The 24,440-nt window shown below is 72.2% G+C and carries 23 protein-coding genes; 8 read left to right on the top strand and 15 right to left on the bottom strand.

Annotated features, from left to right (window positions below; translation table 11 throughout):
- Nucleotides 1–33 precede the first annotated feature (33 nt).
- The 3 genes from ISG29_RS19630 (at nucleotide 34) to ISG29_RS19620 (ending at nucleotide 4,755) form a co-directional block, all read left to right on the top strand.
- Nucleotides 34–2,388: a DUF6351 family protein gene (locus ISG29_RS19630; RefSeq protein ID WP_194505148.1), complete on the top strand. Its 2,355-nt coding sequence runs from the start codon at nucleotides 34–36 to the stop codon at nucleotides 2,386–2,388.
- A gap of 112 nt (nucleotides 2,389–2,500) precedes the next feature.
- Nucleotides 2,501–3,418 carry a L,D-transpeptidase family protein gene (locus tag ISG29_RS19625; protein WP_207793377.1) on the top strand — a complete coding sequence of 306 codons (918 nt, stop codon included), beginning with the start codon at nucleotides 2,501–2,503 and terminating at the stop codon, nucleotides 3,416–3,418.
- 41 nt (nucleotides 3,419–3,459) lie between these two features.
- Complete coding sequence (locus tag ISG29_RS19620) at nucleotides 3,460–4,755, top strand: isochorismate synthase (RefSeq protein ID WP_407940248.1); 1,296 nt, start codon at nucleotides 3,460–3,462, stop codon at nucleotides 4,753–4,755.
- A gap of 71 nt (nucleotides 4,756–4,826) precedes the next feature.
- On the opposite strand, the gene ISG29_RS19615 is transcribed toward ISG29_RS19620, so the two are convergent.
- Nucleotides 4,827–5,465: an MBL fold metallo-hydrolase gene (locus tag ISG29_RS19615; RefSeq protein WP_194505147.1), complete on the bottom strand. Its 639-nt coding sequence runs from the start codon at nucleotides 5,463–5,465 to the stop codon at nucleotides 4,827–4,829.
- Nucleotides 5,466–5,496: 31 nt separating this feature from the next.
- Here ISG29_RS19615 and ISG29_RS19610 point away from each other — a divergent pair, with 31 nt between their 5' ends.
- Nucleotides 5,497–5,970 carry a GNAT family N-acetyltransferase gene (locus ISG29_RS19610; RefSeq protein WP_194505146.1) on the top strand — a complete coding sequence of 158 codons (474 nt, stop codon included), beginning with the start codon at nucleotides 5,497–5,499 and terminating at the stop codon, nucleotides 5,968–5,970.
- A gap of 54 nt (nucleotides 5,971–6,024) precedes the next feature.
- Here the strand turns inward: ISG29_RS19610 and ISG29_RS19605 are convergent, their stop codons facing one another.
- From ISG29_RS19605 to ISG29_RS19580, 6 genes are all read right to left on the bottom strand, one after another.
- Complete coding sequence (locus tag ISG29_RS19605) at nucleotides 6,025–7,887, bottom strand: Na+/H+ antiporter (RefSeq protein WP_194505145.1); 1,863 nt, start codon at nucleotides 7,885–7,887, stop codon at nucleotides 6,025–6,027.
- A 29-nt stretch (nucleotides 7,888–7,916) separates the two neighbouring features.
- On the bottom strand, nucleotides 7,917–8,447 hold the full coding sequence (locus ISG29_RS19600) for a DUF1697 domain-containing protein (protein WP_194505144.1): 531 nt from the start codon (nucleotides 8,445–8,447) through the stop codon (nucleotides 7,917–7,919).
- Nucleotides 8,444–8,806: a hypothetical protein gene (locus ISG29_RS19595; RefSeq protein WP_194505143.1), complete on the bottom strand. Its 363-nt coding sequence runs from the start codon at nucleotides 8,804–8,806 to the stop codon at nucleotides 8,444–8,446. Before ISG29_RS19595 ends, ISG29_RS19600 begins: the two co-directional genes overlap by 4 nt.
- A gap of 151 nt (nucleotides 8,807–8,957) precedes the next feature.
- The gene (menD, locus tag ISG29_RS19590) at nucleotides 8,958–10,574 is read right to left on the bottom strand and encodes a 2-succinyl-5-enolpyruvyl-6-hydroxy-3-cyclohexene-1-carboxylic-acid synthase (RefSeq protein WP_328829931.1); all 1,617 of its coding nucleotides are present in this window, start codon (nucleotides 10,572–10,574) and stop codon (nucleotides 8,958–8,960) included.
- The gene (locus ISG29_RS19585) at nucleotides 10,571–11,536 is read right to left on the bottom strand and encodes an o-succinylbenzoate synthase (RefSeq protein ID WP_207793385.1); all 966 of its coding nucleotides are present in this window, start codon (nucleotides 11,534–11,536) and stop codon (nucleotides 10,571–10,573) included. The genes menD and ISG29_RS19585 overlap by 4 nt, the downstream gene beginning before the upstream one ends.
- A 2-nt stretch (nucleotides 11,537–11,538) precedes the next feature.
- Nucleotides 11,539–12,591 (bottom strand): AMP-binding protein, encoded by a 1,053-nt coding sequence (locus ISG29_RS19580; protein WP_194505140.1) that lies wholly within the window; start codon nucleotides 12,589–12,591, stop codon nucleotides 11,539–11,541.
- A 61-nt stretch (nucleotides 12,592–12,652) separates the two neighbouring features.
- Between ISG29_RS19580 and ISG29_RS19575 the strand changes: the two genes are divergently transcribed.
- Nucleotides 12,653–13,531, top strand: a complete 879-nt coding sequence (locus tag ISG29_RS19575) for a 1,4-dihydroxy-2-naphthoate polyprenyltransferase (RefSeq protein WP_194505139.1) — start codon at nucleotides 12,653–12,655, stop codon at nucleotides 13,529–13,531.
- 34 nt (nucleotides 13,532–13,565) lie between these two features.
- Entirely contained in the window at nucleotides 13,566–13,688 is a 123-nt protein-coding gene (locus ISG29_RS21425) for a hypothetical protein (RefSeq protein ID WP_268927798.1), read from the top strand.
- A gap of 46 nt (nucleotides 13,689–13,734) precedes the next feature.
- On the opposite strand, the gene ISG29_RS19570 is transcribed toward ISG29_RS21425, so the two are convergent.
- Nucleotides 13,735–13,995 carry a DUF4229 domain-containing protein gene (locus tag ISG29_RS19570; RefSeq protein WP_194505138.1) on the bottom strand — a complete coding sequence of 87 codons (261 nt, stop codon included), beginning with the start codon at nucleotides 13,993–13,995 and terminating at the stop codon, nucleotides 13,735–13,737.
- A 136-nt stretch (nucleotides 13,996–14,131) separates the two neighbouring features.
- On the opposite strand from ISG29_RS19570, the gene ISG29_RS19565 reads away from it, so the two are divergent.
- On the top strand, nucleotides 14,132–14,341 hold the full coding sequence (locus ISG29_RS19565; protein WP_194505137.1) for a hypothetical protein: 210 nt from the start codon (nucleotides 14,132–14,134) through the stop codon (nucleotides 14,339–14,341).
- 244 nt (nucleotides 14,342–14,585) lie between these two features.
- Here the strand turns inward: ISG29_RS19565 and ISG29_RS19560 are convergent, their stop codons facing one another.
- From ISG29_RS19560 to hemL, 7 genes are all read right to left on the bottom strand, one after another.
- Entirely contained in the window at nucleotides 14,586–16,694 is a 2,109-nt protein-coding gene (locus ISG29_RS19560) for an ATP-binding protein (protein ID WP_235960441.1), read from the bottom strand.
- 100 nt (nucleotides 16,695–16,794) lie between these two features.
- Nucleotides 16,795–17,859 carry a c-type cytochrome biogenesis protein CcsB gene (gene ccsB, locus ISG29_RS19555; RefSeq protein WP_194505135.1) on the bottom strand — a complete coding sequence of 355 codons (1,065 nt, stop codon included), beginning with the start codon at nucleotides 17,857–17,859 and terminating at the stop codon, nucleotides 16,795–16,797.
- Nucleotides 17,856–19,463, bottom strand: coding sequence for a cytochrome c biogenesis protein ResB (gene resB, locus ISG29_RS19550; RefSeq protein WP_328829926.1), 1,608 nt, complete (start codon nucleotides 19,461–19,463; stop codon nucleotides 17,856–17,858). The genes ccsB and resB overlap by 4 nt, the downstream gene beginning before the upstream one ends.
- Nucleotides 19,460–20,215, bottom strand: a complete 756-nt coding sequence (locus ISG29_RS19545) for a cytochrome c biogenesis CcdA family protein (protein ID WP_194505134.1) — start codon at nucleotides 20,213–20,215, stop codon at nucleotides 19,460–19,462. The genes resB and ISG29_RS19545 overlap by 4 nt, the downstream gene beginning before the upstream one ends.
- Nucleotides 20,208–20,855 carry a TlpA family protein disulfide reductase gene (locus ISG29_RS19540; RefSeq protein WP_194505133.1) on the bottom strand — a complete coding sequence of 216 codons (648 nt, stop codon included), beginning with the start codon at nucleotides 20,853–20,855 and terminating at the stop codon, nucleotides 20,208–20,210. The genes ISG29_RS19545 and ISG29_RS19540 overlap by 8 nt, the downstream gene beginning before the upstream one ends.
- A complete protein-coding gene (locus ISG29_RS19535; protein WP_194505132.1) occupies nucleotides 20,852–21,562 on the bottom strand; it encodes a histidine phosphatase family protein in 711 nt (236 codons plus the stop codon). Before ISG29_RS19535 ends, ISG29_RS19540 begins: the two co-directional genes overlap by 4 nt.
- On the bottom strand, nucleotides 21,559–22,896 hold the full coding sequence (gene hemL, locus ISG29_RS19530) for a glutamate-1-semialdehyde 2,1-aminomutase (protein ID WP_194505131.1): 1,338 nt from the start codon (nucleotides 22,894–22,896) through the stop codon (nucleotides 21,559–21,561). Before hemL ends, ISG29_RS19535 begins: the two co-directional genes overlap by 4 nt.
- A gap of 259 nt (nucleotides 22,897–23,155) precedes the next feature.
- Here hemL and ISG29_RS19525 point away from each other — a divergent pair, with 259 nt between their 5' ends.
- The gene (locus tag ISG29_RS19525; protein WP_194505130.1) at nucleotides 23,156–24,370 is read left to right on the top strand and encodes a lytic transglycosylase domain-containing protein; all 1,215 of its coding nucleotides are present in this window, start codon (nucleotides 23,156–23,158) and stop codon (nucleotides 24,368–24,370) included.
- The last annotated feature ends 70 nt before the right edge of the window (nucleotides 24,371–24,440 follow it).

Raw genomic sequence — 24,440 nt, 5'->3', positions numbered from 1 at the left:
GCGGATGTCGGCTGTCTGTCGTAGGTTCCGGCCATGGGGATCGCTGTGAAGCACGTCACGTCTCACCTGGGGGTCGCGCTCCTGGCCGCACTGGTCGCCGCGGGGCTGGCCTCGGCACCGGGCCTCACCCCGAGCGCGGACGGCGCCACGCCCGGTGCGTCCTCGGCCGCCGGGTCGTCCGAGGCGGTCACCGCCCATGTCACCGGGCAGCGGCGGCTGACGCTGCGGGTGCTCTCCAACCGGGCCGACCTGATCTCCGGGGGCGATGCACTCGTGCGCGTCACCCTGCCCCACGGCGCCACCGTGCGCCGGCTGCACGTGCGCGCCGGGCACCGCGACGTCTCGCACCGCTTCGAGCGGCGACCCGACGGCACGATCAGCGGCCTGGTGAAGGGTCTGCCCGTGGGCCGCACCGTGCTGCGCGCCCGCGTGGGTGGGCACCGTGCACACGTGGCCCTGGTGAACCACCGCCAGGGCGGCCCGGTCTTCTCCGGCCCGCAGACCCGGCACTACGTCTGCCAGGACACCGCGACGAACGCTCGCTGCGACCAGCCGCCCACCTACACGTTCCTCTACAGATCCTCCGACCCGGCGCAGCTGTCGTTGCAGCCCTACGATCCCGACGACCCGCCCTCCGACGTGGCCACCACGACGACCCAGTCGGGCGACGAGGTGCCGTTCATCGTGCGCCGCGAGGACGGCTTCCAAGACCGCGACCGCTACTCGATCCTCACCCTGTTCACGCCCGGCAAGCGCTGGCGCGCGTGGGCGCCGCAGCCACAGTGGAACCACAAGCTGCTGGTCACCCACGGCGGCGGCTGCGGAGCGTCGTACACACCGGGCACCCCGCCGCTCGACGACTACTCCGGCACCTTCAGCGCGGCCGACGCCGACACCGTGCAGAGCTATGTGCACGCGCTCGGCGAGGGCTTCGCCGTGCTCTCCACGGCGCTCGACAACACCGGGCACAACTGCTCGGTGGCGATGAACGCCGAGTCGGTGATGATGGCCAAGGAGCGGCTCGTCGAGCAGTACGGCACCCTGCGCTACACGATCGGCACGGGCTGCTCGGGGGGTTCGATCGCGCAGCACACCGTCGCCAACGCCTACCCGGGCATCTACCAGGGGCTCGTCACCACCTGCTCCTATCCCGACGTGTTCACCGCTGGCGCGCAGTTCGCCGACTACCACCTGATGCGCCTCTACTTCGAGGATCCGACCCGGTGGGCGCCGGGCGTGGTGTGGTCACCGACGCAGATGGCCCAGGTCGAGGGTCACCTCTCGATCGCCAACTCGATCACTGCCGACGAGGGCCTGTTCAAGAACGCCCTGGACCCCCAGTACGCCTGCCCGGGCACGCAGGAGACCGTGGCTGGTGACCCGAGCACCCGCTACGAGCCCGACACCAATCCAGGCGGCGTGCGGTGCTCGGTGCTCGACCTGCTGGTCAACCAGCTCGGTCGGCGCCCGCGCTCGACCTGGACGCCGGCCGAGCAGACGGCGGGCCACGGCTTCGGTGGCATTCCCTTCGCCAACACCGGCGTGATGTTCGGGCTCCACGAGCTCGAATCCGGTGCCATCACCCCAGCGCAGTTCGTCGACCTCAACACCCAGCTCGGCGGCATCGACGTCGACCTCCGACCCACGCCCGACCGCATCAGCGGCGACGCCCGTTCCATCCGGTACGCCTATCGCACGGGCCTGGTGAACGAGTTCGACCACACCAGCCAGGTGCCCATCATCAACTTCGGCGGCCCCGACCCGGGCGCCGCGCACGACTATGCGCACGCCTTCTGGACCGACGAGCGCATCGAGGCCGCTCAAGGCAACGCCGACAACCGCGTCATGTGGTTCGGGCCCACTCCGCTCATCGGCGACCCTGCCTGGGCGAACGAGGCCCTGGACTCGATGGACGCCTGGCTCAGCGCCATCGAGGCCGATCATTCCTCGACATCCCTGGCCACGAAGGTCGTGGCCGACAAGCCGGCCGACATCACCGATCGTTGCGTGGTCGCCGAGGCGGAACAGGCGTGCTCGACCGAGCAGCTCCAGGTGCTCCAGACCCGGCTCTCGACGCCGCGCCAGGAGGCGGGTGGCCCACTTGCCAACGACATCGTGGCCTGCCGACTGCGGCCCTTCACCGACGCCGATGTCGCCGGGTCGCCCGTGCCGTTCACGGCCGAGCAGCTCGCCGCCCTCCACGATCTGTACGCCGATGGCGTCTGCGACTGGAGCCGACCCGGCCGCGGCCAGCATGCCGCCACCACCTGGCTGCGCTACGACGCCCGCGGCGGAGGGGTGCAGTACGGCGGACGCCCGCTCCCCGACGCACCCGCGCGCTCCGGCGGCGGCCTCACCTCGACGTCCTGGCACGGCATGGGCGGCTGACCCGCCACGAGTTTTCACCTGACCCGCCACAACTTTCCAGGTGGCCTGCCGCAACTTCGCGGCCGGACCCTGCGTCTTCCCGGTGTACCCCACCACCGAGGAGTGAGCCCCCATGACCGCCCGCCGCCTGCTGATCGTTCCGATCGGACTGATGATGGTCGCGCTGGCCCTCGGCGTCGGATACGGCGTACAGCACGTGGGCCGAGACGTCGCCGCCGCCGAACCCGCCACCGAGGTCACCGACGCCGCGCAGACGCCGTCCGCGGCCCCGACATCCACCCCGACCCCCGACGTCAGCCCCACGCCGAAGCCCACGCCGAAGCCCACCTCGAAGCCCACACCGACCCAGACGCCGACATCCGAGCCCAGCCCCACGATGACGCCCGGCCCGGCCCTGATGAAGCAGGGCCGCAGCGGTGACGACGTGCGCGAACTCCAGGCGCGGCTCAAGCAGATCGGGTGGTTCTCGGCAGGCCTCACCGACTACTACGGCCCGATCACCGCCGAGTCCGTGCGCGGCTTCCAGGCCAAGCGCGAGATCCCGGTGACCGGCGAGGTCGACCAGCGCACCCTCGACCGGCTGCACGCGATGACGCACGAGCCCACCGAGGCCGAGCTGCACCCGGCTCCCGGCGGCGCCGTCAACACCCCCGGCGCTCTGGACGCCCGCTGCACCACGGGCCGAGCCATCTGCATCGACAAGACCTCGCGCACGGTGCGGTGGGTGGTCGACGGCTCGACGCGGATCACCCTCGACGCCCGCTTCGGTGCGTCGTACTCACCCACCCGCGAGGGCCTCTTCCAGGTGCAGCGCATGGACGCCGACCACGTCTCGAACCTCTACGGCTCCGCGATGCCCTACTCGATGTTCTTCTCCGGCGGCCAGGCCGTGCACTTCTCCAGCGACTTCGCTGCCCGCGGCTACGCCGGGGCCTCCCACGGCTGTGTCAACATCCGCGACCTCGACGGCATCAAGCAGGTCTTCGGCCAGGTGCATGTCGGCGACAAGGTCGTCGTGTACTGGAGTTGACCGCTGAGTGGTGGGGCACGGGTCGGCAGTATTCTCGATCCGTGCCCCACCCCCGGTCGTCCCCGCGCTCGCCCGCGCAGTTGGACGGCGAGCGGTCGGTGCCCGCACTCGTCGTCCGCACCACGGAGGTCGACGTCGACGCCGGGGCCGCACTGCTCGACCTGCTCCCCGCCGACGACCCCGTCAGCTGGGTGCGCCGCGGCGAGGGGCTGGTCGGTTGGGGCACGGCCGCGGTGCTGCGCACCCAAGGCCCTGAGCGGTTCGCGGCCGCCGCCCACTGGTGGCAGGCCGCGCGCGCCAGGTCGGTCGTGCGCGACGAGGTGCGTGAGCCGGGCAGCGGGCTGGTGTGCTTCGGCTCGTTCGCGTTCGGCGACGACCCTGGCGACTCCGTGCTCGTGGTGCCTGCCGTCGTCGTCGGTCGCCGCGGCGACCGCGCCTGGGTCACCACCATCGGCCGCGGGCTCGAGCACGGCGAGCAGCGACTCGTCGCGGCCGACCCGCCCGAGGCCCCGCGCTCGGTGACCTTCTCCGACGGTGCCCTCGACGGCGAGCAGTGGATGGCGGCGGTCGCCGAGGCCGTCAGGCGCATCAGCGCCGGCGACCTCGAGAAGGTGGTGCTCGCCCGCGACCTGCTGGCGACCGCCGCCACCGATGTCGACGTGCGGTGGCCGCTGCGCCGGCTGGCGGCCGGCTACCCCATGTGCTGGACCTTCCATGTCGACGGCATGGTCGGCGCCACTCCCGAGATGTTGGTCCGCCGCGAGCGCGGCCTCGTGACTTCGCGCGTGCTGGCCGGCACGATCCGCCGTACCGGTGACGACACCCGTGACGCCGAGCTGGCCGGCGTCCTGGCCCGCTCGTCGAAGGATCTCGAGGAGCACGAGTACGCCGTCCGCTCGGTCGCCGATGCGCTGGAGCCGCACTGCTCGTCGATGAACGTGCCCGAGGCTCCCTTCGTGCTGCACCTGCCCAACGTGATGCACCTGGCCACCGACGTCGCCGGGGTGGCACACGAGTCCGACGGCGCCGCGGTCACCTCGCTCGAGCTCGCCGCTGCCCTGCACCCCTCCGCCGCCGTGGGGGGTACCCCCACCTCCGCCGCCGTGGCCCTCATCGCCGAGATCGAGTCGATGGACCGCGGCCGCTACGCCGGCCCGGTCGGGTGGATGGACGCAACCGGCGACGGCGAGTGGGGCATCGCCCTGCGCTCGGCCGCCGTCGACGGCAGCACCGTGCGACTGTTCGCCGGGTGCGGCATCGTCGCCGACTCCGACCCCGCCTCCGAGCTGGCCGAGGCCCAGGCCAAGTTCGTCCCGGTGCGCGACGCCCTCACCTGACCACGAGGGGTCGCGAATCGTCCCACGAGGGGTCGATTTCTGCTGCTCGAGGGGTCGATAGCCGAGCGAAGTCAGAGGTCGGCGCCGGGGACGAGGTAGCTGTACTCCTGCTCGCGGGGACCGAGGAAGTTCGCCAGGTGGGTCTCGATGAAGCCGAGACCGGCCTCGGAGTAGATCGCGTCGTGGATGCCGAGGTTGCGCTTGGCCCCCACGCCGACGGCGAAGTCGATGCACTCGCTCGCCTTCAGCCATGGCGCCGAGACGGGCAGCAGCAGTACGTCGACTGGACGCCCAGGCCCGTCCAGCGCATCGCCGGGATGGAAGACACTGGTGCCACCGAGGTCGAGCAGGTAGCCGGAGTTGTGGAAGCGCGGGTAGTCCGGGTGGATCACCGCGTGCCTCTCGTTGACCACCTCCACGGGCACCCCCGCGACGGTGAGGGACTCGCCGGGCGCCACGGTCGTCGTCCGCTCGAGCAGGTCGGGGGCGGCGTCGGCGATCTGGGTGGCGACGTCGGCGATGGTGAACACGGGTGCGTCGGCGCGCCGCAGGTGATCGGCGGTCCAGTGGTCGGGGTGCTCGTGGGTGAGCAGTACCGCATCGGCGCCATCGACGGCCTCGAGGTCGGTGAACACGCCGGGGTCGATCACGATCGTGGAGCCGTCGTGCTCGATGCGCACGCAGGCGTGGCCGAACTTGGTGATCCGCATGCCGTCCAACCTACGCGGCTACGGTGGCGCCATGATCGACCTGCGCACGGCTACCGCGAAGGACGCCGAGGCACTCACCGATCTGCATCTCGACGTGTGGGACGACGCCTACAGCGGGTTGATGCCCCAGTCGGTGCTCGATCAGCGGCGCGCCGACCGGGCCGCGGCGGTCGAGCGGCGTCGGGCCTGGCTCACGGCCGACCCCGACGTCTGGCTGGCCGTCGACGACGGCCGGCTGGTCGGGTTCGCCAACGCCGGCCCCGCACGCGACGACGACCCGCCGGCGCAGCTGGAGCTCAAGGCGCTGTACGTGCGGGCCTCGCACTACTCCACCGGTCTCGGACGACGCCTGCTCGGCCAGGTTCTGGGCGACCGGCCGGCCTACCTCTGGGTGCTCGCGGGCAACGTACGCGCCGTCCGGTTCTACGAGCGGGCGGGGTTCTCCTTCGACGGCGCCGGGTTCGACGAGCCCGAGGGCCGGCACCTGCGGATGGTCAGAACCTGACCCCTCGAGCAACAATCTGCGACCCCTCGCGGGTCACTACGCGACCCCTCGTGGTCAGGCGGTGAGGTGGTGCACGTAGCACCAGCGCCAGTCCTCGCTGGGCTCCACCGAGCGGATGACGGGGTGCTGGGTCTCACGGAAGTGGGCGGCGGCGTGGCGCCCGACCGAGGAGTCGCAACAGCCGACCTCGCCGCAGGTCAGGCACATCCGCAGCGCGACCGGGGTGAGGCCCTCGTCGATGCAGCCCTGGCAGACCGGCTGCTCGGGACCGTCGGTCAACGGGTGCTCGTCGAGCTCACGACAACTGCCCGCTGGCGGACGACGTGCCGCGGCGCGGGCGATGTCGGAGCGGGCCTGCGAGGAGCGGTCGATCATCGACTCCTCGACATCGAGCATCGCCAGTACCTCGCTGACCACGTCGGAGGGCACCTGCCCCGTCGAGCGGATCTCGAGCACCCGCGCGCGCTCGGCCTCGATCATCGCCTCGCGGGCGCGGGCGTAGAGCTCGCTGGGGCTCTCGGTGTCGGCCGTGGTGCCGAGGCGCTCCCACGCGGCGAAGTTGCGCTGGTCGACACGCTGGCGGATCAGGTCGACCACGCCGTGACGGTCGTCGTACTCGAGCTCGTCGAGCGCGCGCTCCCCCGCCTTCGAGGCCTGCTGGAGCAGGGTGGCGCGGGCGAGGGCGTCGTCCATGGGGTCGGGCGAGGGCACGCGCAGCCGGCGCGCGACCCACGGGAGGGAGAGTCCCTGCACGAGCAGCGTGACCGCGACCACGGCGAAGGCCGCGAGCAGCAGGACGTCGCGGTGCGGCGTCTCGGGAGGGAGCACGAACGCCGCGGCCAGCGTGACGACGCCGCGCATGCCGGCCCAGCCGACCACGAAGGTGTAGCTCCACGGCGGCCGCACCCCGCTGTCGGGATCCGGACCGGGCCGGACGAGCAGGTAGCGCGAGCAGAACACCCAGATCAGCCGGACGACGACCACGGTGCCGAGCGTGGCCGCGCACACGCCGAGGATGCGGCCCGGCGACAGCTGTGACGACGACACCGCGACCATCAGGTGGCGGGCCTGGAGACCGATGAGCAAGAACACGGCGTGCTCGAGCACGAACGACAGCGTGCGCCAGTTCATCCGCTCGGATATGCGCGACTCGGCGGTCTGCAGCACGGGCGCCTGGTGCCCGAGGAGTAGGCCGGTGACGACGACGGCGAGCACACCGGAAGCCTCGATCTCCTCCGCGGCGACGTAGGCGGCGAACGGCAGGACGAGCGAGAGTCCGGTGTCGAGCAGCGAGTCGTGCACCACCCGGCGCACCTTGGCGACCACGACGAAGAACACCAGGCCCACGAGCAGGCCGCCCCCCGCGGCCACGACGAAGTCGCGACCGACCTCGACCGCGCTGATGCCCACCGCACCCGCGGCGACGGCGGTGCGCAGGGCGACCAGCGCGGCCGCGTCGTTGAGCAGCGACTCCCCCTCGAGGATCGTCACGATGCGGCGCGGCAGACCGATGCGCTTGGCGATCGCGGTGGCGGCCACCGCGTCGGGCGGTGCGACGACCGCCCCCAGCGCGAAGGCCGCCGCCCAGCCCGCGCTCGGCAGCACCGCGTGCACGACCACGCCCACCACCAGCGTCGTGGCGGCGACCAGGCCCACGCTGAGCAGCAGGATCGGGCGCCGGTTGGCGTTGAAGTCGACCAGCGACGTCGACAGCGAGGCCGAGTACAGCAACGGCGGCAGCAGACCCAGCAGCACGACCTCGGGCTCGAGCTCGACCCGGGGAACGAAGGGCAGATACGACCCCACGACGCCCACCACGACGAGCACCAACGGCGCCGGCAGGTCGAATCGCTCCGCCAACCCGGTGACCGTGAGCACCACGACTGCGAGCACGACCAGGGCCAGCGCGATCTCCACGGGGCCATCCTCCCAGGTGCGGAGCCGGGTCAGCAGTCCAGAGCGCTCGCCAAGCGGTGCAGGGTGCGCCAACCCCGCGCGGACGCCGGCAGTCGGGTCGCCCGTTCCAGCAACCGGTTCACGTGGGGTCGCCCGGTGCCCTCCGGCGGTCGTGCCGTGACCAGCTCGCGTTCACGCACCAGCAGCACGCGCGTGCGGTGGCTCTCCGGCACCCGCGCGGGGTCGAGACACGGGGCGTCGTGCCGCAGGAACGACACCTCCATCTCCCACTCCTGCGGATCCAGGCCGGCATACGGGTCGGTGGCCAGCAGTTCGGCCAGCTGCTCTCTGGTGCGCACCATCACCGGTTCGGGTCGGCCCAGCATCGCCTCGACCCCGCGCTCGAGGAGCGCGGCCAGGTCGTCGGGTGGGCCGTCGAAGGTGACGGTCAGGTTGCCGGTGGCCAGGTGCGAGCGGACGTCGCGAGCCCCGGCGTCCGCAGCGGTGCGGAGGAGCCCGTCACGGTCGATGCCCTGACGCCCCAGCATCACGTTGCGCACCAGCGCGGCGTAGCGGGTCACAGCGATGTGACGAGCGAGGCCCCGGTAGCGCCGGCGCGATAGGAGAGCGCCGTGTCACCGCCCGCCGGCAGCAGCACGGACGCCACCTGGTGGCTGTCGCCGACACTCACCGCGACGTGCACCGCCCGCGTGGCCGGGATCTCGAAGTACACCCGACCCCAGTACACCGGGTAGTTGCGTCCGTCGATGCTGACGGTGGGGGCGTTGGTGCGCTGCGCGGCGTTGCGGGAGACGAGCATCGAGATCTGGCCCAGGTCGATATCGAGGGTCAGCGTGCGGCACGGGCCGGTATAGTACTCCACGTAGGGCACCACACCCTCCGGCGTCCGGCGCTCACTCGCCGCGGACAGCTCGCTCATGCCAGCCACCCTCCCCCGCGCGGCCCCTCACCCAAACGCTGAGGTGAAAACTAGCGACGGGTCACCCGAAAACTGGTGGCAGGTCACCTGAAAACTAGCGACGGGTCACCCGAAAACTGGTGGCAGGTCACCCGAAAACTTGGGGGGCAGGTCACGGGCGGAGGGCGCGGATGCGGGTGTCGAGGTCGCGGCGTCCGGACCGGTCGACCCTCGCCTCGACGACCTCGATCCCGCCGTTGGGGCTGGCGAGGGCCTGCTCCAGCTCGGGCAGCGAGTCGACGCGCACGTGCGGGGTGCGAGTGGCCGCGCACAGCGCACCCAAGTCGACTCCGTGCGGCGTGCCGAAGAGCCGCTCGAAGCGGTCGATGTGCTCGGGGGCACCCTGCTCGAGGGTGGCGAAGATGGAGCCGCCATCGTCGTTGACCACCACGATGACGAGGTCCGGCTCGGGCTCGTCGGGCCCGCGCACCAACCCGCCGGAGTCGTGCAGGAAGGTCACGTCGCCCATCAGCGCGATCGCGTGCGACGAGCTCGGGCGGCCCAACGCCGCACCGATCGCAGTCGAGATCGTGCCGTCGATGCCCGCGAGGCCCCGGTTCGCGATCACCTTGCGCCGGTCGCCGACCGCGTAGCGGGCGCCGGGCATGCCGGCCATCAGGTCGAGGTCGCGCACCGGGTTCGACGCGCCCACGAACAGCAACCCCCCTCCCCGGACGGCGCCACTCACCGCCCCGGCGACCTCGTGCGGTGTGAGTCGTGGTTCTGCCGCCAGCAGCGCGTCGAGCCGCCGCGACACCGAGGCGTCGGCAGCGCGCCAGGCCTCCAGCCAGCCGGCAGCGCCCGGCGCCTGCAACGGGTCCGGATCCCAGCCCGCCAGCTCGGCGTCGACGCGGAACGGCCGCGCGTTCCACACCCCCGGTGCGGGCCCGGCGAGCACCTCCACGTCTGGGCGCGCGAGCAGGCGCATCACCGGGCGCGAGAGGGTGGGGTGGCCGAAGACCACGACCCGCTCGATCTGCGCGGTCAGCGAGTCCGGCGCGTCGTCGCCGAGCAGCACCCGGTAGGTGCGGATCGGGTGGGTTCCGGTGCGCGACCCGCTGGTCGGCTCGGCGAGCAACGGCCAACCGCCGGCCTGCGCGAGCAGCCGAGCCGGTGGCCCTGCGTCGTCGCCGGCCACCACGACCGTGCGCGGCCCCGGGTCGAGCAGCGGCATCACCGGCCGCTCGCGGCGCGGCCGCCCGGCGTCCGGCCTCGGCTCCCCCCACGAACCGCGACCGGCAGCGTCGACCGGCACGAGCGGGTCGTCGAGCGGCACGTTGAGGTGTACGACCCCCTCGGGCACGACCCACGGCGCGGAGGCCTCCGCCTCGACGGTGCGCACGAGCGGACCGAACACGCCCACCTGGTCGGTGGTCTGGTTGGCGCCCGTGCCGCGCAGCCGCGGCGGCCGGTCGGCGGTGACGGCCACGAGCGGCACCCCGGCGTGGGCAGCCTCGAGCAGGGCGGGGTGCAGATTCGCGACGGCGGTGCCCGACGTGCACAGCACGGCTGCGCGTGGCCCGGTCTTGGCCAGGCCCAGCGCCAGGAACGCACCCGACCGCTCGTCGATGCGGGTGTGTAGCCGCAGCACGCCTGCCGCCGCTGCATCGAACACGGCGAACGACAGCGGTGCGTTGCGGGAGCCCGGCGAGACCACGACCTCGCGCACCCCGGCATCGACCAGCGCTCGCACCACTGCGCGAGCGTGCTCGCTCGAACTGAGAGTCACGACCGGTGATCCTGCCCCAGCGCCCGCACCGCAGCCAGCCGGTCGGCCCACCACGCTGCGCGGCCGGGCGGCGCCGCCCATCCGGCCAGGGCCGCCTCGTCGACCACCGGCCGCCGCACCGGGAGCACACCGTCGATCGGCAGTAGCGGGTCGGTGCACACGTCGGCGGTGAACAGCTGCACCGTCGCGAGTCCGCAGGCGTACGGCAGCGACGGCAGGGCCGCGGCCAGCGCGACACCTGCCGCGATGCCCACCGAGCTCTCCAGGGCCGAGGAGACCACGACGGGTAGCCCGATGTCGTCGGCGATGCGCAGGCACGCCTCGACCCCGCCGAGTGGCTGCACCTTGAGCACGGCCACGTCGGCGGCCTCGAGGTCGCGTACCCGGTAGGGGTCGGCAGCCCGCCGGATCGACTCATCCGCCGCGATCGGCACGAAGACTCGACGCCGCACGGCGGCCAGCTCCTCCACCGACGCGCACGGCTGCTCGGCGTACTCCAACCCACCCGCGGCCCGATCGAGCACCGGCAGCCGGGCGACGGCCTCGTCGGCACTCCACGCGCCGTTGGCGTCGATCCGGACGCCGCCGCCCGGACCGAGCGCGTCGCGCACCGCCTCCAGGCGGGCCTGGTCGTCGGCCAGCGACTGCCCGGGCTCGGCCACCTTGACCTTGGCCGTGCGACACCCACCGGCGCTCACGATCGCGTGCGCCTGCTCCGGACCGACCGCCGGCACCGTGACGTTGACCGGCACGCCGTCGCGCACCGGAGCCGGCCAGCGCCCCGCGGCGGCCTCCTCCGCGCACCGCAACCACGGCTCGGCGACGCCGGGCTCGTACTCGACGAACGGCGACCACTCACCCCAGCACGCCCGCCCGTCGTCGTCCGTGCCGCGGATCAGCGCACCCTCACGCACGGTGAGTCCGCGAAACCGCGTGCGCAGCGGCACCTGCCACACGTGCAGCGTCACGACACCCTCCCCCGCAGGCCCAGCCGGTCGGTCTTGCCGTTGGCCAGCAACGGGATCTTTGGCAGCACGACCAGCTCGCGCGGTGCCCACGAGCGCGGGTGCACCTCGCCCACCCACCTCCGCACCTCGGCCAGCGCCACCGAGGCTCCCGGGGAGGGCACCACGAACGCCACCAGCCGGTTGCCCCACTCCTCGTCGGGCACGCCCAACACGACGGCGTCGTCGATGCGCGGATGCGTGCGCAGCCGCGTGGCCACGACCGACGCGGGCACGTTCACGCCGCCGGTCACGACCATGTCGTCGAGGCGCCCCAGCACCTGGAGCCGGCCGTCGTGGTCGAGCCGGCCGGCGTCGGAGGTGTGGAACCAGCCGTCGACCAGCACCTCGGCGGTGAGGCGCTCGTCGGTGTAGCCGGAGAACAGCGTCGGACCGCCCAGCCGGATGCGGCCGTCGCCAGCCAGGGCCAGGCCCACCCCGTCGAGGGGAACACCGTCGTAGACGCACCCGCCGGCGGTCTCGGCCATGCCGTAGGTCGCCACGGTGCGCACGCCGGCGTCCGCGGCCCGGGCCCGCAGCGCCGCGTCGACCGGACCCCCACCGAGCAGCACGGTGTGGAAGCCGCACAGCGCATCGAGGTCGGCGCCACCCTCGGCGAGCAGCCGGTGCAGCTGCGTGGGCACCAAGGACACCAGGTGCGGCACGCCGGACGGCAGCGCCCGAGCGGCGTCGGCGAGCGAGGCGTGGTCGTCGAGCACCACCGGTGCATGGCCCGCAACCAGCGACCGGCAGACCACCTGGGCGCCGGCCACGTACGACGCCGGCAGTGCGAGCAGCCACGCCCCCTGCGCACCCAGCCGGGCGGCGGTCGCGGCGCCCGAGGCCAGCACCGCGGAGCGAGACAGCATCACCCGCTTGGGTCGCCCCGTCGAGCCGGAGGTCGGCACCACCAGCGGGCGGTCGTCGTGCGCGGCCAGCCAGGCGTCGAGGAGTGCCACCACCTCGCGCGGCGTGCCGGCGACCTCGCACACGTCGTCCGGCCCGGTCTCCACCCCAGCACCGTAGTGACCCGCACCGACACCGTCGGCGGCGGCTGGGGTTGAATGCACCCTCGTGGCAACTCCCGCACAGTGGCTCGCCGGCGCCCGGCCTCGCACCCTGCCCGCCGCCGTGGCACCGGTGCTCGCCGGCACCGGGGTCGCGGCCGACGCCGATCACGCCGTGGCCTGGAAGGCACTGCTCGCGCTCGTGGTCAGCCTGGCGCTGCAGGTCGGCGTCAACTACGCCAACGACTACTCCGACGGCGTGCGCGGTACCGACGACGACCGCGTCGGCCCCTTGCGCCTGGTGGGCAGCGGCGCCGCGCCGGCGTCCGCTGTGAAGGCTGCGGCGTTCGCCTCGTTCGGCGTGGCCGCCGTGGCCGGTCTCGTGCTGGCCGCCGCCACCGCGTGGTGGCTGCTCGCCGTGGGCATGCTGTGCGTGCTCGCCGCGTGGTTCTACACCGGCGGCTCCAAGCCCTACGGCTACCTGGGGCTCGGCGAGGTGATGGTCTTCGTGTTCTTCGGCCTCGTCGCCGTCATCGGCACGACCTACGTCCAGACCCAGACCTGGGAGCCGGGCGCCCTGGCCGCCGCGGTCGGCATCGGCGCGCTCGCGTGCGGGATCCTCGTGGCCAACAACCTGCGCGACATCCCGACCGACACCGTCGCCGGCAAGCGCACCCTCGCCGTCCTGCTCGGCGACGCCGCCACCCGACGCCTCTACGTCGGGCTCGTCGTCGTGGCCGCCGCCATGGTGCTGGCCACGGCCGCACTCACCAGCTGGTGGGCGCTGCTCGGCCTCGGCTTCCTGCTCCCCGCCTCACGTGGCGTGCGCGCCGTGCGCGGCGGCGCCCAGGGACCGGCTCTCATCCCGGTGCTCGGCGCGACCGGGGGCGCCGAGCTGGTCTGGTCGGTGCTCGTCGGGGTTCCGCTGCTGCTGCTCGCGATCTGACTCCTGCTCCCGGGGGCCCGCGTAGCCTGGAGACATGAAGTTCCTGCTGCTGCTCGCCGTCATCGCCGCGGTCGTCGTCGCCTGGAAGATGCGAGCCGTGATCGCGGCGAAGATCCTCGGCCAGGACGAGTCCCGCGTCAAGCGCCACCTCGACTGAAGACGAGGATCCGCGTGACGCGTGGAGACCGCGCGGGCGCGATCTTCTACTCGGCGTCCTCCTTGGCGCGCATCTCGTCGAACTTCGCTGTCGCGCGCCGGGCCCGCTCGTCGATGGTGCGCGCGAGTGCCTCGCGCGGACCGTTGAGCAAGAAGTAGGAGCCGACCCCGCTGATGACCAGCGCCGCGACGAGCGCGACCAGCAGGTTCACGGAGTCGGACAGTAGGGCCCATACGCCCAGCACCACGCCCACCGCCGCCACGAAGAGCAGCAGCCGCAGGCCCGTGTAGATCGCGAACTCCTTCACGCCGCCGAGGGTACCGGGCGGGGCGGATTCACCGGACGTCCGGTGAACTCGTCGCTGGGACGACGTCACACCGGCGTCCCAGCGGCCGGATCGGCGTCCCACCCCGCGGTGCCCAGGGCCGATCTAGAGTGGTGGTGTGCTGAAGTTCCTGCTCGTGGTCATCGTGATCGCCGTGGTCACGTACCTGGCCGTGCGCGCCACCCTCGACCGCGGCGCCACCGGCACGACTCCCCGGGCTCCGCGCCCACGCCACAAGCCCAAGCTGGTGGCACCCGACGACGACGAGGACTTCCTGCGCGACCTCGACCGCAAGCGGTTCCACGGCGACGACCCCGATCAGGGGTGAGCGCTACCGAGCCTGCGAGGTAGCGGTCATCGGTGGTCGAGCGAGCGCTACCGAGCCTGCGAGGTAGCGGTCATCGGTGGTCGAGCAGCGACCGCGGCTGAGGAACGAAGCCGCGACGGAGCGTGCCGAGACCCAGTAGGCCGGAGGTCGCACCCTCCCCAGCCCCCGCCACCCGAGGCGACGGAGCGTGCCGAGACCCAACGACCCGAAGGGCGACCCACTCCCCGCCACCCGAGGCGACCGCTCACGCGGCCGGCAGCCGCACCCGGAAGCAGGCGCCACGGGCCCCGTCGGGCGGGTTCACGATGCCGATCTGGCCGCCGTGTCGCTCCACGATGGTCTGGCAGATCGAGAGACCGAGCCCGGTGCCCTTCTGCGTGACGCCGGGAACTCGCTCGAAGCGGTGGAAGACCTGGCGCCGCATGTTCTCCGGGACGCCGATGCCGTTGTCGGTGACGGTGAGCTCGACGCACCGATCGACCACGTGGCCGTCGATGCGCACGTGCGGGGCCTGGCCCTCGGGCACGAACTTCACGGCGTTGCCGATGAGGTTGTCGAAGAGGTGATGCATCATCAGGGCGTCGGCGTTGACCGCCGGCACCTCTCCGATCTCGACGGTACTGCCGAGATCGCGCACCTCCACGATCTCGTTCACCAGGCGTCTTAGGTCGACCGGCTCCCGGGTCAACTCGCGATCGCGGCTGGTGGCGTGCAGCAGCAGGCCCTCGACGAGTTGGTCCATCTTGGTGGCACCGTTGTTGAGGCGCTGGAGCGCGCGCACGACCTGGGGGTTCGCCCGCACGCCCTCGGCGTTGTCGTCGACCACCATCTGGAGGGCGAGCTCACTCCAGCCGAGCATGGCTCCGAGGGGTCCGCGCAGGTCGTGAGCCACCACGCCGGCGAACGCGGCGAGCTCGTCGACCTGGGCGCGCTCCTCGGTCACGTCGCGGAAGGTGATGACGGCCTTGGCCGCGCCCTCGGCCCGTAGCGGCGAACCGTTGACGATGAAGGTCCGACGGTTGCCCTCGCGGTCGATCAGGGCGAGATCGAGGTGCGAGACGGTCTCGCCTGCCACCGCGCGCACGATGGGGTTCTCCTCCGGCTCGAAGGACGTGCCGTCGAGGTGCATGAGCGGCGTGCTGCCGGCGCGCTGGATGCCGCCGGCGCGGATGAGCTCGAGCATCGCCTGCCCGGCGCGGTTGCTCCGCAGGATCGTGCCGTCGGCTCCGACCAGCAGGAGCCCGTCGCTCATCGAGTCCAGCGCCGATTCCATGAGCTCCCCGTGCGCGATCGCCACCTGCTCGGCGGCCGCCAGGCCGGCGGTGGCCTCACGCCGCTCCGCGCCCGCGGCGGCCAAGAAGACCACCTTGATCAGGATGATCGCCACGTAGAGCTGCACGAGCAGTACCCGGTCGACCAGGCTGGAGCCGAACATGAACGGGCCGGTGCCGAGGATCGTGGCCGTCACGGCGATGCTGCCGGCGAGGACGCCGTGGACGCCCGCGACGAGCGGCCGCGAGCGGAGCCCGATGACCAGCGTGCACATGGTCGGCAAGAAGGCCATCGGCAGCTGGTTCTGCGCGAAGACCGGCACGTAACAAGCCACGGTCAGCACGACCATCGTGGACCAGTCGATGCCCGAGCTGTGCTTCTGGCTCGACGGGACGCACACGGCCCGGACGATGAGGTGGACGAGCACGAAGACGGCCAGGATGCCGGCGAAGTTGCGGCCCGTCCAGATCACGAGACCCTCGCCATCCGTGGCCCGGCCGGCGAGGTAGAGGCCCGCCGCACCCACGGCGGCGCCGGCGAGGGCCCCGGCCAGCGCCGCGACCGTCGTCCAGGCAACCGGGCGCATCCGGTCGAGTCCCTGGAGGGGGCTGGCCGACGCGAGCCCGGGGCGCCACAGCTGCGGTGACCCCACCCGCAGCGTCGCTGTGAAGACGAGGGCCTGGGCCACGTTGGAGGCCACGAAGGCGGCGCTCACGGGTGCCGAGGCACCGGTGGCAGCGTTCACGCCGTAGGTGACGACTCCCAGCGCCAGCGCAGCGGCCGGAAGCTCACGGCCTCGGGAGAAGTAGAGCCAGAGGCAGGCGACACCGCCGGCGGGCCAGGTGAGGGCGAGCATGGTGTCCGGCAGCATGCTCGCGCGACCGAGCAGCGCGGCACCGACGAAGGCGACCCCGGCCAGCAGGTGCCAGCCGAGAGCCCGCCACGCGGCAGGGCCACTCGGTCGCGGCTCGTGGACGCTCGGGCCGGGGTCGGGGTGCAGGCCGGACGTCGAGCTCGAGCGCACGCGCCGGCGGGGTCCGACCGTCTCGGCACGGTGCGCCGTACCGACCGATTCGGGCATCGCCACAGCCATCGCCTCCTGCTTCCTCCCCCACATTCAGTGTCGGCCGGTCCCAGCACAGGCGTAGCCGAAATCGTGAGGAAAACGTGAAGAAGGTGGCTCAGGTTCCGGGCGTGGCCACGGTCAGCAGGGCCGGGGCCTCGTCGGCCCGGGCATAGGAGTGCATCGAGGAGGTCGAGAAGTAGTTGATCCCGATGAAGTTGAACCACAGCGTGCCGACACCCACGAGGGCCAAGATGGCGGCGTTGCGGCCCTTCCAGCCCGCAGTGGCGCGCGCGTGCAGGTAGGCGGCGTAGACGACCCAGGTGATGAACGCCCACACCTCCTTGGGATCCCAGTTCCAGTACGACGCCCACGCCTGGTGCGCCCAGATCGGGCCTGTGATGAGCACCGCGAAGGTCCACACCGGGAACGCGAAGGCGTGCATGCGGTACGACACGCGATCGAGCGTGACGGTGTCGGGAACCCGCGAGAGGTAGCCGCGGGTGTGCTCGATGCCGCGCCGCTCGGCGCGGTCCTGCACCAGGTACAGCACCGAGGTGATGCCGCCGAGCGTGAACGCCCCGGTCGCGATGACGGCCGAGACCACGTGGATCACCAGCCAGTAGGAGTCCAGCGCTTCCATGAGAGGCGCCACCGGCTGGTAGAGCCACAGCACGGCGACCATGAGCAGCACCAGCACGAAGCCCACCACCAGCGGACCCATCCACGAGGTGCGGAACCGGCGCCGCGTCGCCAGGAACAGCAGGGTGACCACGAAGGTGCCCGAGAGCGTGAACTCGTACATGTTGCCCCAGGGCACGCGGTGCGGCTCGGCGGCCATGCCGCGCGCGACCATGGCCACCAGATGCACCGCGCACGCGAGCGCGGTGAGCAGCAGCCCGAGCCGCCCGGCCATCGCGATCCGCTGCTCGGACACCTCGGACGACACCTCGGACGCCGCGCTCGCGTCGTTCGTCTCGTCGTTCGTCTCGTCGTCCGCCTCGGTGGCGGTGTCGGAGGCCGCCCGGCCTCCGACGGCGATCGCCTCACGCCGGGTGGCGGCGACGGGCACCTGCCGCAGCAGCGCCCATTCGGCCAGGTAGGCCAGCAGCGCGAGGAAGTACACGACTCCCGCGGCCGCCACGGCCTGGTTGCTCAGGGACTCCCAGCTGGTCTGGGTCATGTCTGCTCCTCACGCGCCGCGGCACCGGGCCGTAGCGACTCCACGATAGAGGCGAGCACCGACGAGGTGTCCCCGCCACCGGACCGGTCCAGTACCGCCACCTCGACGTCGGTGCCGCCCTCGGGGTTCGGGCGCGCTCGCACCCACACCCGCCGGGGGCGCACGAACAGCGAGCCGCACAGCCCGATGAGGGCCAGCACGACGCCACCCAGCGCGATGTCCTTGCCGGGGCTGCGGCTGATCTGCACGCGCACCCACGGCTTGATGCCGTCGAAGGTCACCGACCCGAGCCCGTTGGGCAGCTTCGCGGTGTCGCCCACGGCGAGGTCGAGCCGCAGCGGCTTCTGCTTGCCGGTGTCGGCGTCCTTGGTCATGAGCTGGGTCATCTTGGCCGTGTCGAGCACGTAGACCGACTGCGGCTGCCCGTCCTCGAGCCCGAGATCGCCGGTGAACACATTCATGGAGATCACCGGGTTGGCGTCCTGCCCGCCGAGGTTGACCGGGTCGCCGCCGATGCTGGCGAAGTAGGGGTAGAGGAACCCCTGGAGCCCGATCGGGTCCGGCTTCGCATCGATCGCCTTGACCACGCCGAAGGAGAAGAAGCTGGCATCTTGGGGCAAGAAGTTGACCGGCCCCGTCCACGCCTTGTCGCCGTTCGCGTCGCGCACCGTGATGATCGGCGCGTATCCGTGCCCGACGAGGAACACCTCGCTGCTGCCGAGGTCGAGCGGGTGGTTCACCCGCAGGTCGTAGGTCTGCTCCGCTGCACCGGGCGAGGTGCGGTAGACCATGTGCGCCTGGTAGCCGCGCGCCTGACCGGCGTCGCGAACGTTCGGCCCGAGCGGGCGCCACTGCACGTCGAACTTCTCGATGTCGAAGCTGAACGGGTCGAGGTTCGAGGCGTCGAACAGCGAGCCGGGCACGAAGTCGTCGTACTGGGTGAGGTTGTTGGAGAACGTCTCGCCCTGCCGCAGGATCACCGCGCCCTTGTAGCCGAGCATGTTGCCCATCGCGAAGCCGACCAGCACCACGATCACCGAGAGGTGGAACACCAGGTTGCCGACCTCGCGCAGGTAGCCGCGTTCGGCGGCGACCCAGTCGGCACCTTGCGGCACGTCGCGTCGCAACCGGTAGCGCCGACGACGCAGCACGGCCCGGGCCCGTTCGAGCACCGCGGCGTCGCCCTGGTCGAGGTGGAGGCTCTCGTGGTCGGGCAGTCGGGTCAGCCGCGCCGGGGCCGCCGGCGGCTGGGCGCCGATGCCGCGCGCGTAATGCCAGCAGCGCGGCACGATGCAGCCGACGAGCGAGACCATGAGCAGCACGTAGACGGCCGCGAACCAGGTGGAGCCGTAGACGTCGAAGAGGCCGAGCTTCTCGTAGAGGGGCGCCAGCGTCTCGTGCCGGTCCTTCCACTGGCTGGCGTTGAACGAGTCGACGCTGGTCTGCGGGATCAGCGAGCCCGGTACCGCCGCCAGGGCGAGCAGGAGCAGCAGCACCAAGGCGGTGCGCATCGAGGTGAGCTGACGCCACGCGAAGCGCGCGAGCTCACGCGCGGTGAGTTCGCCCGGACGACGCACGCCCGGACGCTGCGGAGCCTCGCTCACACGCTCACCTCGTTGTAGGCGGCCAGGTGCACCTGGAGCCAGTCGACCGCCACGTCCCACCAGCCGGTGAGCAACGCCACGCCCACGAGCACCAGCATCACGCCGCCGCCGCGGGTGACCCAGGCCTGATGCCGGCGCACCCAACCCAACGCGCCGAGCGCCTTGCGCCACGCGAGCCCGGCGAGCACGAAGGGCACCCCGAGGCCGAGGGAGTAGAAGGCGAGCAGGAGGGCGGAGCGACCGGCCGTGCCCTCGTCGTAGCCCAGACCCAGGATGACGCCCAGGGTCGGCCCGATGCACGGCGTCCAGCCGAGCCCGAAGAGGAAGCCGAGCAGCGGAGCGGCGGCCAGGCCGACCGCCGGCACCCGGTGGAAGCGGACGTCGCGCTGGAGCCACGGCACGAGCCCGACGAAGGCGAGACCGAGCACGATGGAGAAGACGCCCAGGCCGATGTCGAGGGCGTGCTTGTTCACGATCAGCCACGTGCGTGCGCTGCCGACGAGCGCGCCGAGGATCACGAAGACGACCGTGAACCCGAGCACGAAGAGCAGCGATCCGGCGAGCATCCGGCCGCGGCGCGCCTCACCGCGGGCCAGGTCGGCCCCGGAGAGTCCCGTGGCGTAGGAGAAGTAGCCGGGCAGCAGCGGCAGCACGCACGGGGAGAAGAACGACACCAGCCCTGCGAGCACGGCCACCGGCACCGCGAGGAGCAGCGACCCCGACGCCGTCGTCGAGGCGAACCAGTCACCCATCGGCGGCCCCCGACGCGGAGTTCGAGGAGGAGGGGCCAGACGACGGGTCGTCGGCGTCGACGCTGGACTCCGCCGGGCCTCCGGCGGACTCGATGAGCGCCTCGAGCGTGCGTTGGGAGGGGATCTCGCCGTTGATGAGGGAGGTGACCCGGCCGTCGGGGTCGAGCACGAGGGTGGTGGGGGTGTAGCGCGGGGCCGAGCGCCCCGGGAAGGCGAGCAGCGCGTCGGGGTCGAGGATCGAGGGGTAGTCGACGCCGCGGTTCTTCTCGAAGATCCGGGCGTTGCCCTGGTCGTCCTTGATGTTGATGCCCACGAAGCCGACCGCGTCGCCGTACGCGGCGTGCAGCCCGGTGAGCATCGGCATCTCCTGGATGCAGGGAGCGCAGCCGCTCCACCAGACGTTGACCACCAGCACCTTGCCGCGGGCGTCGGCGGAGTCGAAGGTGCCGCCGTCGACCGTGGGCCCGGTCAGGTCGACCGGGCCGGGCAGGTCGTCGCGGGCGAACTCCACCGTCGAGCCGTCCCCGGAGATGTACCCGCCCTGCCCGGTGCCCTCCTGGCCCGAGCACCCGGCCAGCCCGGCGCCGACCAGCACGGCGGCGAACACGCCCGCCGTCCCCGTGCGGACGCCGCGTCTCATGGCTGCTCCTCCTCGGGCGCGCCGCCGGCCGAGAACGCCGCACCGCGAGCGTGGGCGGGGATCAGGTCGCCCGCGGGCTCGGAGTAGGTGAGCCGCACGACGCGGTCGCCCTCGAACTCCACGGTGGTGAGCGAGCACAGCGTGCACTGGCGCTTGCGCGGGTCGTGGAAGAAGCGCTTGCCCTCGAGACTGAGCCGGGTCACCCAGATCGGCAGCTGGTGGCTCACCACCACCGCCTCGTGACCCGCGGCGGCGACCCGGGCGTCGTGCAGGGCCGCCGTCATCCGAGCCGCGATCTCGGTGTAGGGCTCGCCCCACGAGGGCTTGAACGGGTTCCAGAGGTGCCGCCACGACGACGGCCGCTTGAGCGCGTTCTTGCCGGCGCCGAACCTCTCGCCCTCGAAGACGTTGGCCGACTCGATGACCCGCTCGTCGGTCTGCACGCTCAACCCGCGGGCGGCGGCCAGCGGCGCCGCCGTCTCCTGCACCCGCTCCAGCGGCGAGGCCACGATGTGGGTGATGTCGCGCTCCCCGAGGGTGTCGGCGACCCGCTGGGCCATCTTCTGGCCGAGGCCGGAGAGGTGGAAGCCGTCGCGGCGCCCGTAGAGCACACCTCGCGGGTTGTGCACCTCGCCGTGACGCAGCAGGTGCACCAGCGTCGTCCGGGGCGTCGTCTGCGGCGTCGGCTGAGGCGTCGGCTCGCTCATACCGCTCCCCCGGCCCCGGCCGCCGCCCGCGCGGCGGCCGGCAGCGCGTCGAGCACCGCCTGCACCGCTTCGTCGTCGTGCGCGGCGGAGCAGAACCATGCCTCGAACGCCGAGGGCGGCAGGTGCACCCCCTGCTCGAGCATGCTCGTGAAGAAGGCGGCGTAGGCAGCGGTGTCGGTGCGCTGGGCGCCCTCGTAGTCGAGTACCGGGCCGTCGCAGAGGAAGACCGAGAACATCGTGCCGGCCGCCTGCACCGTGTGCGGCACGCCCGCCGCCGTCAGCGCCTCGGCGGCACCGACCTTGAGCACGTCACCGACCTGCTGCACGTGGGCGTAGACCTCCTCGGTCGCCAGCCGCAGCGTCGTCAGCCCGGCCGTGGTGGCCACGGGGTTCCCCGACAGCGTGCCCGCCTGGTAGACCGGGCCCTCGGGCGCGAGATGGGCCATGACGTCGGCGCGACCGCCGAACGCCGCGGCTGGGAAGCCCCCGCCCATCACCTTGCCGAAGGTCATCAGGTCTGGAGCCCAGCCCTCGAGCGCGCCGTCGAGACCCCAGAACCCCTGGGGCGAGGCGCGGAAGCCGGTCATGACCTCGTCGCTGATCATCAGCGCCCCGACCGTGCGGCACAGCTGCGCGATGAAGCCGTTGAAGCCCGCCTCGGGCGGCACGACGCCCATGTTGCCCGGGGCCGCCTCGGTGATGACGCAGGCGATCTCGTGGCCGCGCTCGGCGAACACCGCGCGCAGGGCCTCGCGGTCGTTGTAGGGCAGCACCACGGTGAGTTCGGTGGACGACCCCGGCACGCCCGGCGTGCCCGGTATCGCGTGCGTCGCCAGACCCGACCCCGCCGAGGCGAGCAGGGAGTCGACGTGGCCGTGGTAGCAGCCGGCGAACTTCACCACGACGTCGCGGCCGGTGAAGCCGCGGGCGAGCCGGATCGCCGACATGGTGGCCTCGGTGCCCGAGGAGACCAGCCGCACCTTCTCCACCGGCGTGCGCGCGACGATCTCCTCGGCCAGCATGACCTCGGGCTCGGTGGGCGTGCCGTAGGAGGTGCCGCGCGCGACGGCGTCCTGCACGGCCGCGACCACCTCGGGGTGTGCGTGGCCCAGCAGCATCGGCCCCCACGAGCCGATGAGGTCGACGTAGCGGCGGCCGTCGACGTCCGTGAGCCACGGCCCCTGCGCGGAGGCGATGAAGCGCGGCGTCCCGCCGACGGCGTTGAACGCGCGCACCGGAGAGTTCACGCCGCCGGGGGTCACGGTGCTCGCGCGGGCGAACCAGCTCTGGGATGCAGCGGTGGACGTCGTGTACGTCTGGGGGGTACTGCTCACCCAGCCATTGTGACGGCCGAACCTGAGCGCACCGCATCGGGGCGAGGCCCGTCGGACTCCGGCGCGATCTCGACGCCCCGGAGGCGTTTCAACGGCCGTGATCTGGGGAAACGTCTGCCAGTCCGATCTTGGTAACGATCCTCACAAAGCCATGTGCCGCGTAACCAACGCGTGACACCATTCGTTAGGTCGGTCACATCCGCGAGATTCGCGGTCGTGCTTGAGGGAGCACGCGGCACTGCACCAGGGAGACTTCAGCATGGCAGGTCATCGATTCGGACGCGTTCACAAGGCCGTCACGCTGGTTCCCCTCGGGCTGGTGTCGGCAGCGTGGACCGCAAGCGTCGTCTCGACCCCGGTGCTCGACTCGGTCTCCGCAGAGGGTGACCAGCCCGCCCCGGCGGCCAGCCTGCCCGACGGCACCTCCGTGCCGTCCGAGGCCATCGAGGCACCCGCCTCGGTCTCCACGCCCAAGGCGCTCTCGGTCAACCCCGGCGGCGCCAGCGCCCGCCAGGTCGTCGCCACCTCCTCCTCGTCCTCGATCCCCGCCGCCGCGCTCAGCGCATACCAGCGCGCCGAGGCCGTCATCAACTCCGCCGACAAGACCTGCAACCTCCCTTGGCAGCTCGTCGCCGCCATCGGGCGCGTCGAGTCCGACCACGGCCGCTACGGCGGCAACGTGCTCACCGCCAAGGGCGTCTCCAAGCCCGGCATCATCGGCCCCGCCCTCAACGGCAAGCACGGCACCCAGGCCATCTCCGACACCGACGGTGGCCAGCTCGACGGCGACACCAAGTGGGACCACGCCGTCGGCCCGATGCAGTTCATCCCCTCGACCTGGTCGGTCGTCGGGGTCGACGCCGACGGCGACGCCCAGCGCAACCCCCAAGACATCGACGACGCTGCCCTCGCCACCGCGGTCTACCTCTGCTCCGGCAACGAGGATCTCTCCACCACCGCGGGTCAGGAGAAGGCGGTCTACCGCTACAACCACTCCCAGGCCTACGTCGACCTGGTCTTGAAGATCATGGACGCCTACGCCTCGGGCGACTACACCGCGGTGCCCACCAACGTCTCCGCGGCCGGCGTCCTCGCGCCCGACCCGTCCTACACTCCGCCCCCGACCCGCCAGCCGTCCAAGCAGCCCTCCAGCCAGCCGACGCAGCAGATCTCCCAGCCGCAGTCCGACAACAGCGGCTCGAGCCCCAGCAGCCAGCCCACCCAGAACTCCGGTGGCAACAACGCGGGCACCCCCTCGAACACCTCCGGTGGCGGCGTCACGGTCACCGTGCCCGGCGGCAACGGCCCGACCGTCACGGTGCCGCCGCTGCCCTCGACCAGCATCAGCCCGGTCGACCAGGCCCTCACCTACGCCCAGGCCGTGCTGCAGTGCACTGCCGACGGCTTCATCGACAACCCTCTGAAGAAGAACGACCCCTTCGACAAGTGCGTCGAGAAATACATGAACCCCTGACCCACGTCACCGACGAGGGGTCGCAAACGGTCCGTCGAGGAGTCAAAAATGGCGCCTCGAGGGGCCGTTC

Source organism: Nocardioides acrostichi, assembly GCF_015319165.1.
Classification (GTDB): domain Bacteria; phylum Actinomycetota; class Actinomycetes; order Propionibacteriales; family Nocardioidaceae; genus Nocardioides; species Nocardioides acrostichi.
The sequence above is the reverse complement of the archived record's forward strand: the minus strand, read 5'-3'. Positions and strand labels throughout refer to the sequence as shown.

Coding starts and splice junctions, on each gene's coding strand:
- ISG29_RS19630 (WP_194505148.1), top strand. CDS start 34: ATGGGGATCGCTGTGAAGCACGTCACGTCTCACCTGGGGGTCGCGCTC.
- ISG29_RS19625 (WP_207793377.1), top strand. CDS start 2,501: ATGACCGCCCGCCGCCTGCTGATCGTTCCGATCGGACTGATGATGGTC.
- ISG29_RS19615 (WP_194505147.1), bottom strand. CDS start 5,465: ATGCGGATCACCAAGTTCGGCCACGCCTGCGTGCGCATCGAGCACGAC.
- ISG29_RS19610 (WP_194505146.1), top strand. CDS start 5,497: ATGATCGACCTGCGCACGGCTACCGCGAAGGACGCCGAGGCACTCACC.
- ISG29_RS19595 (WP_194505143.1), bottom strand. CDS start 8,806: ATGAGCGAGCTGTCCGCGGCGAGTGAGCGCCGGACGCCGGAGGGTGTG.
- ISG29_RS21425 (WP_268927798.1), top strand. CDS start 13,566: ATGAAGTTCCTGCTGCTGCTCGCCGTCATCGCCGCGGTCGTCGTCGCC.
- ISG29_RS19560 (WP_235960441.1), bottom strand. CDS start 16,694: ATGCCCGAATCGGTCGGTACGGCGCACCGTGCCGAGACGGTCGGACCC.
- ccsB (WP_194505135.1), bottom strand. CDS start 17,859: ATGACCCAGACCAGCTGGGAGTCCCTGAGCAACCAGGCCGTGGCGGCC.
- ISG29_RS19545 (WP_194505134.1), bottom strand. CDS start 20,215: ATGGGTGACTGGTTCGCCTCGACGACGGCGTCGGGGTCGCTGCTCCTC.
- ISG29_RS19540 (WP_194505133.1), bottom strand. CDS start 20,855: ATGAGACGCGGCGTCCGCACGGGGACGGCGGGCGTGTTCGCCGCCGTG.
- ISG29_RS19535 (WP_194505132.1), bottom strand. CDS start 21,562: ATGAGCGAGCCGACGCCTCAGCCGACGCCGCAGACGACGCCCCGGACG.
- ISG29_RS19525 (WP_194505130.1), top strand. CDS start 23,156: ATGGCAGGTCATCGATTCGGACGCGTTCACAAGGCCGTCACGCTGGTT.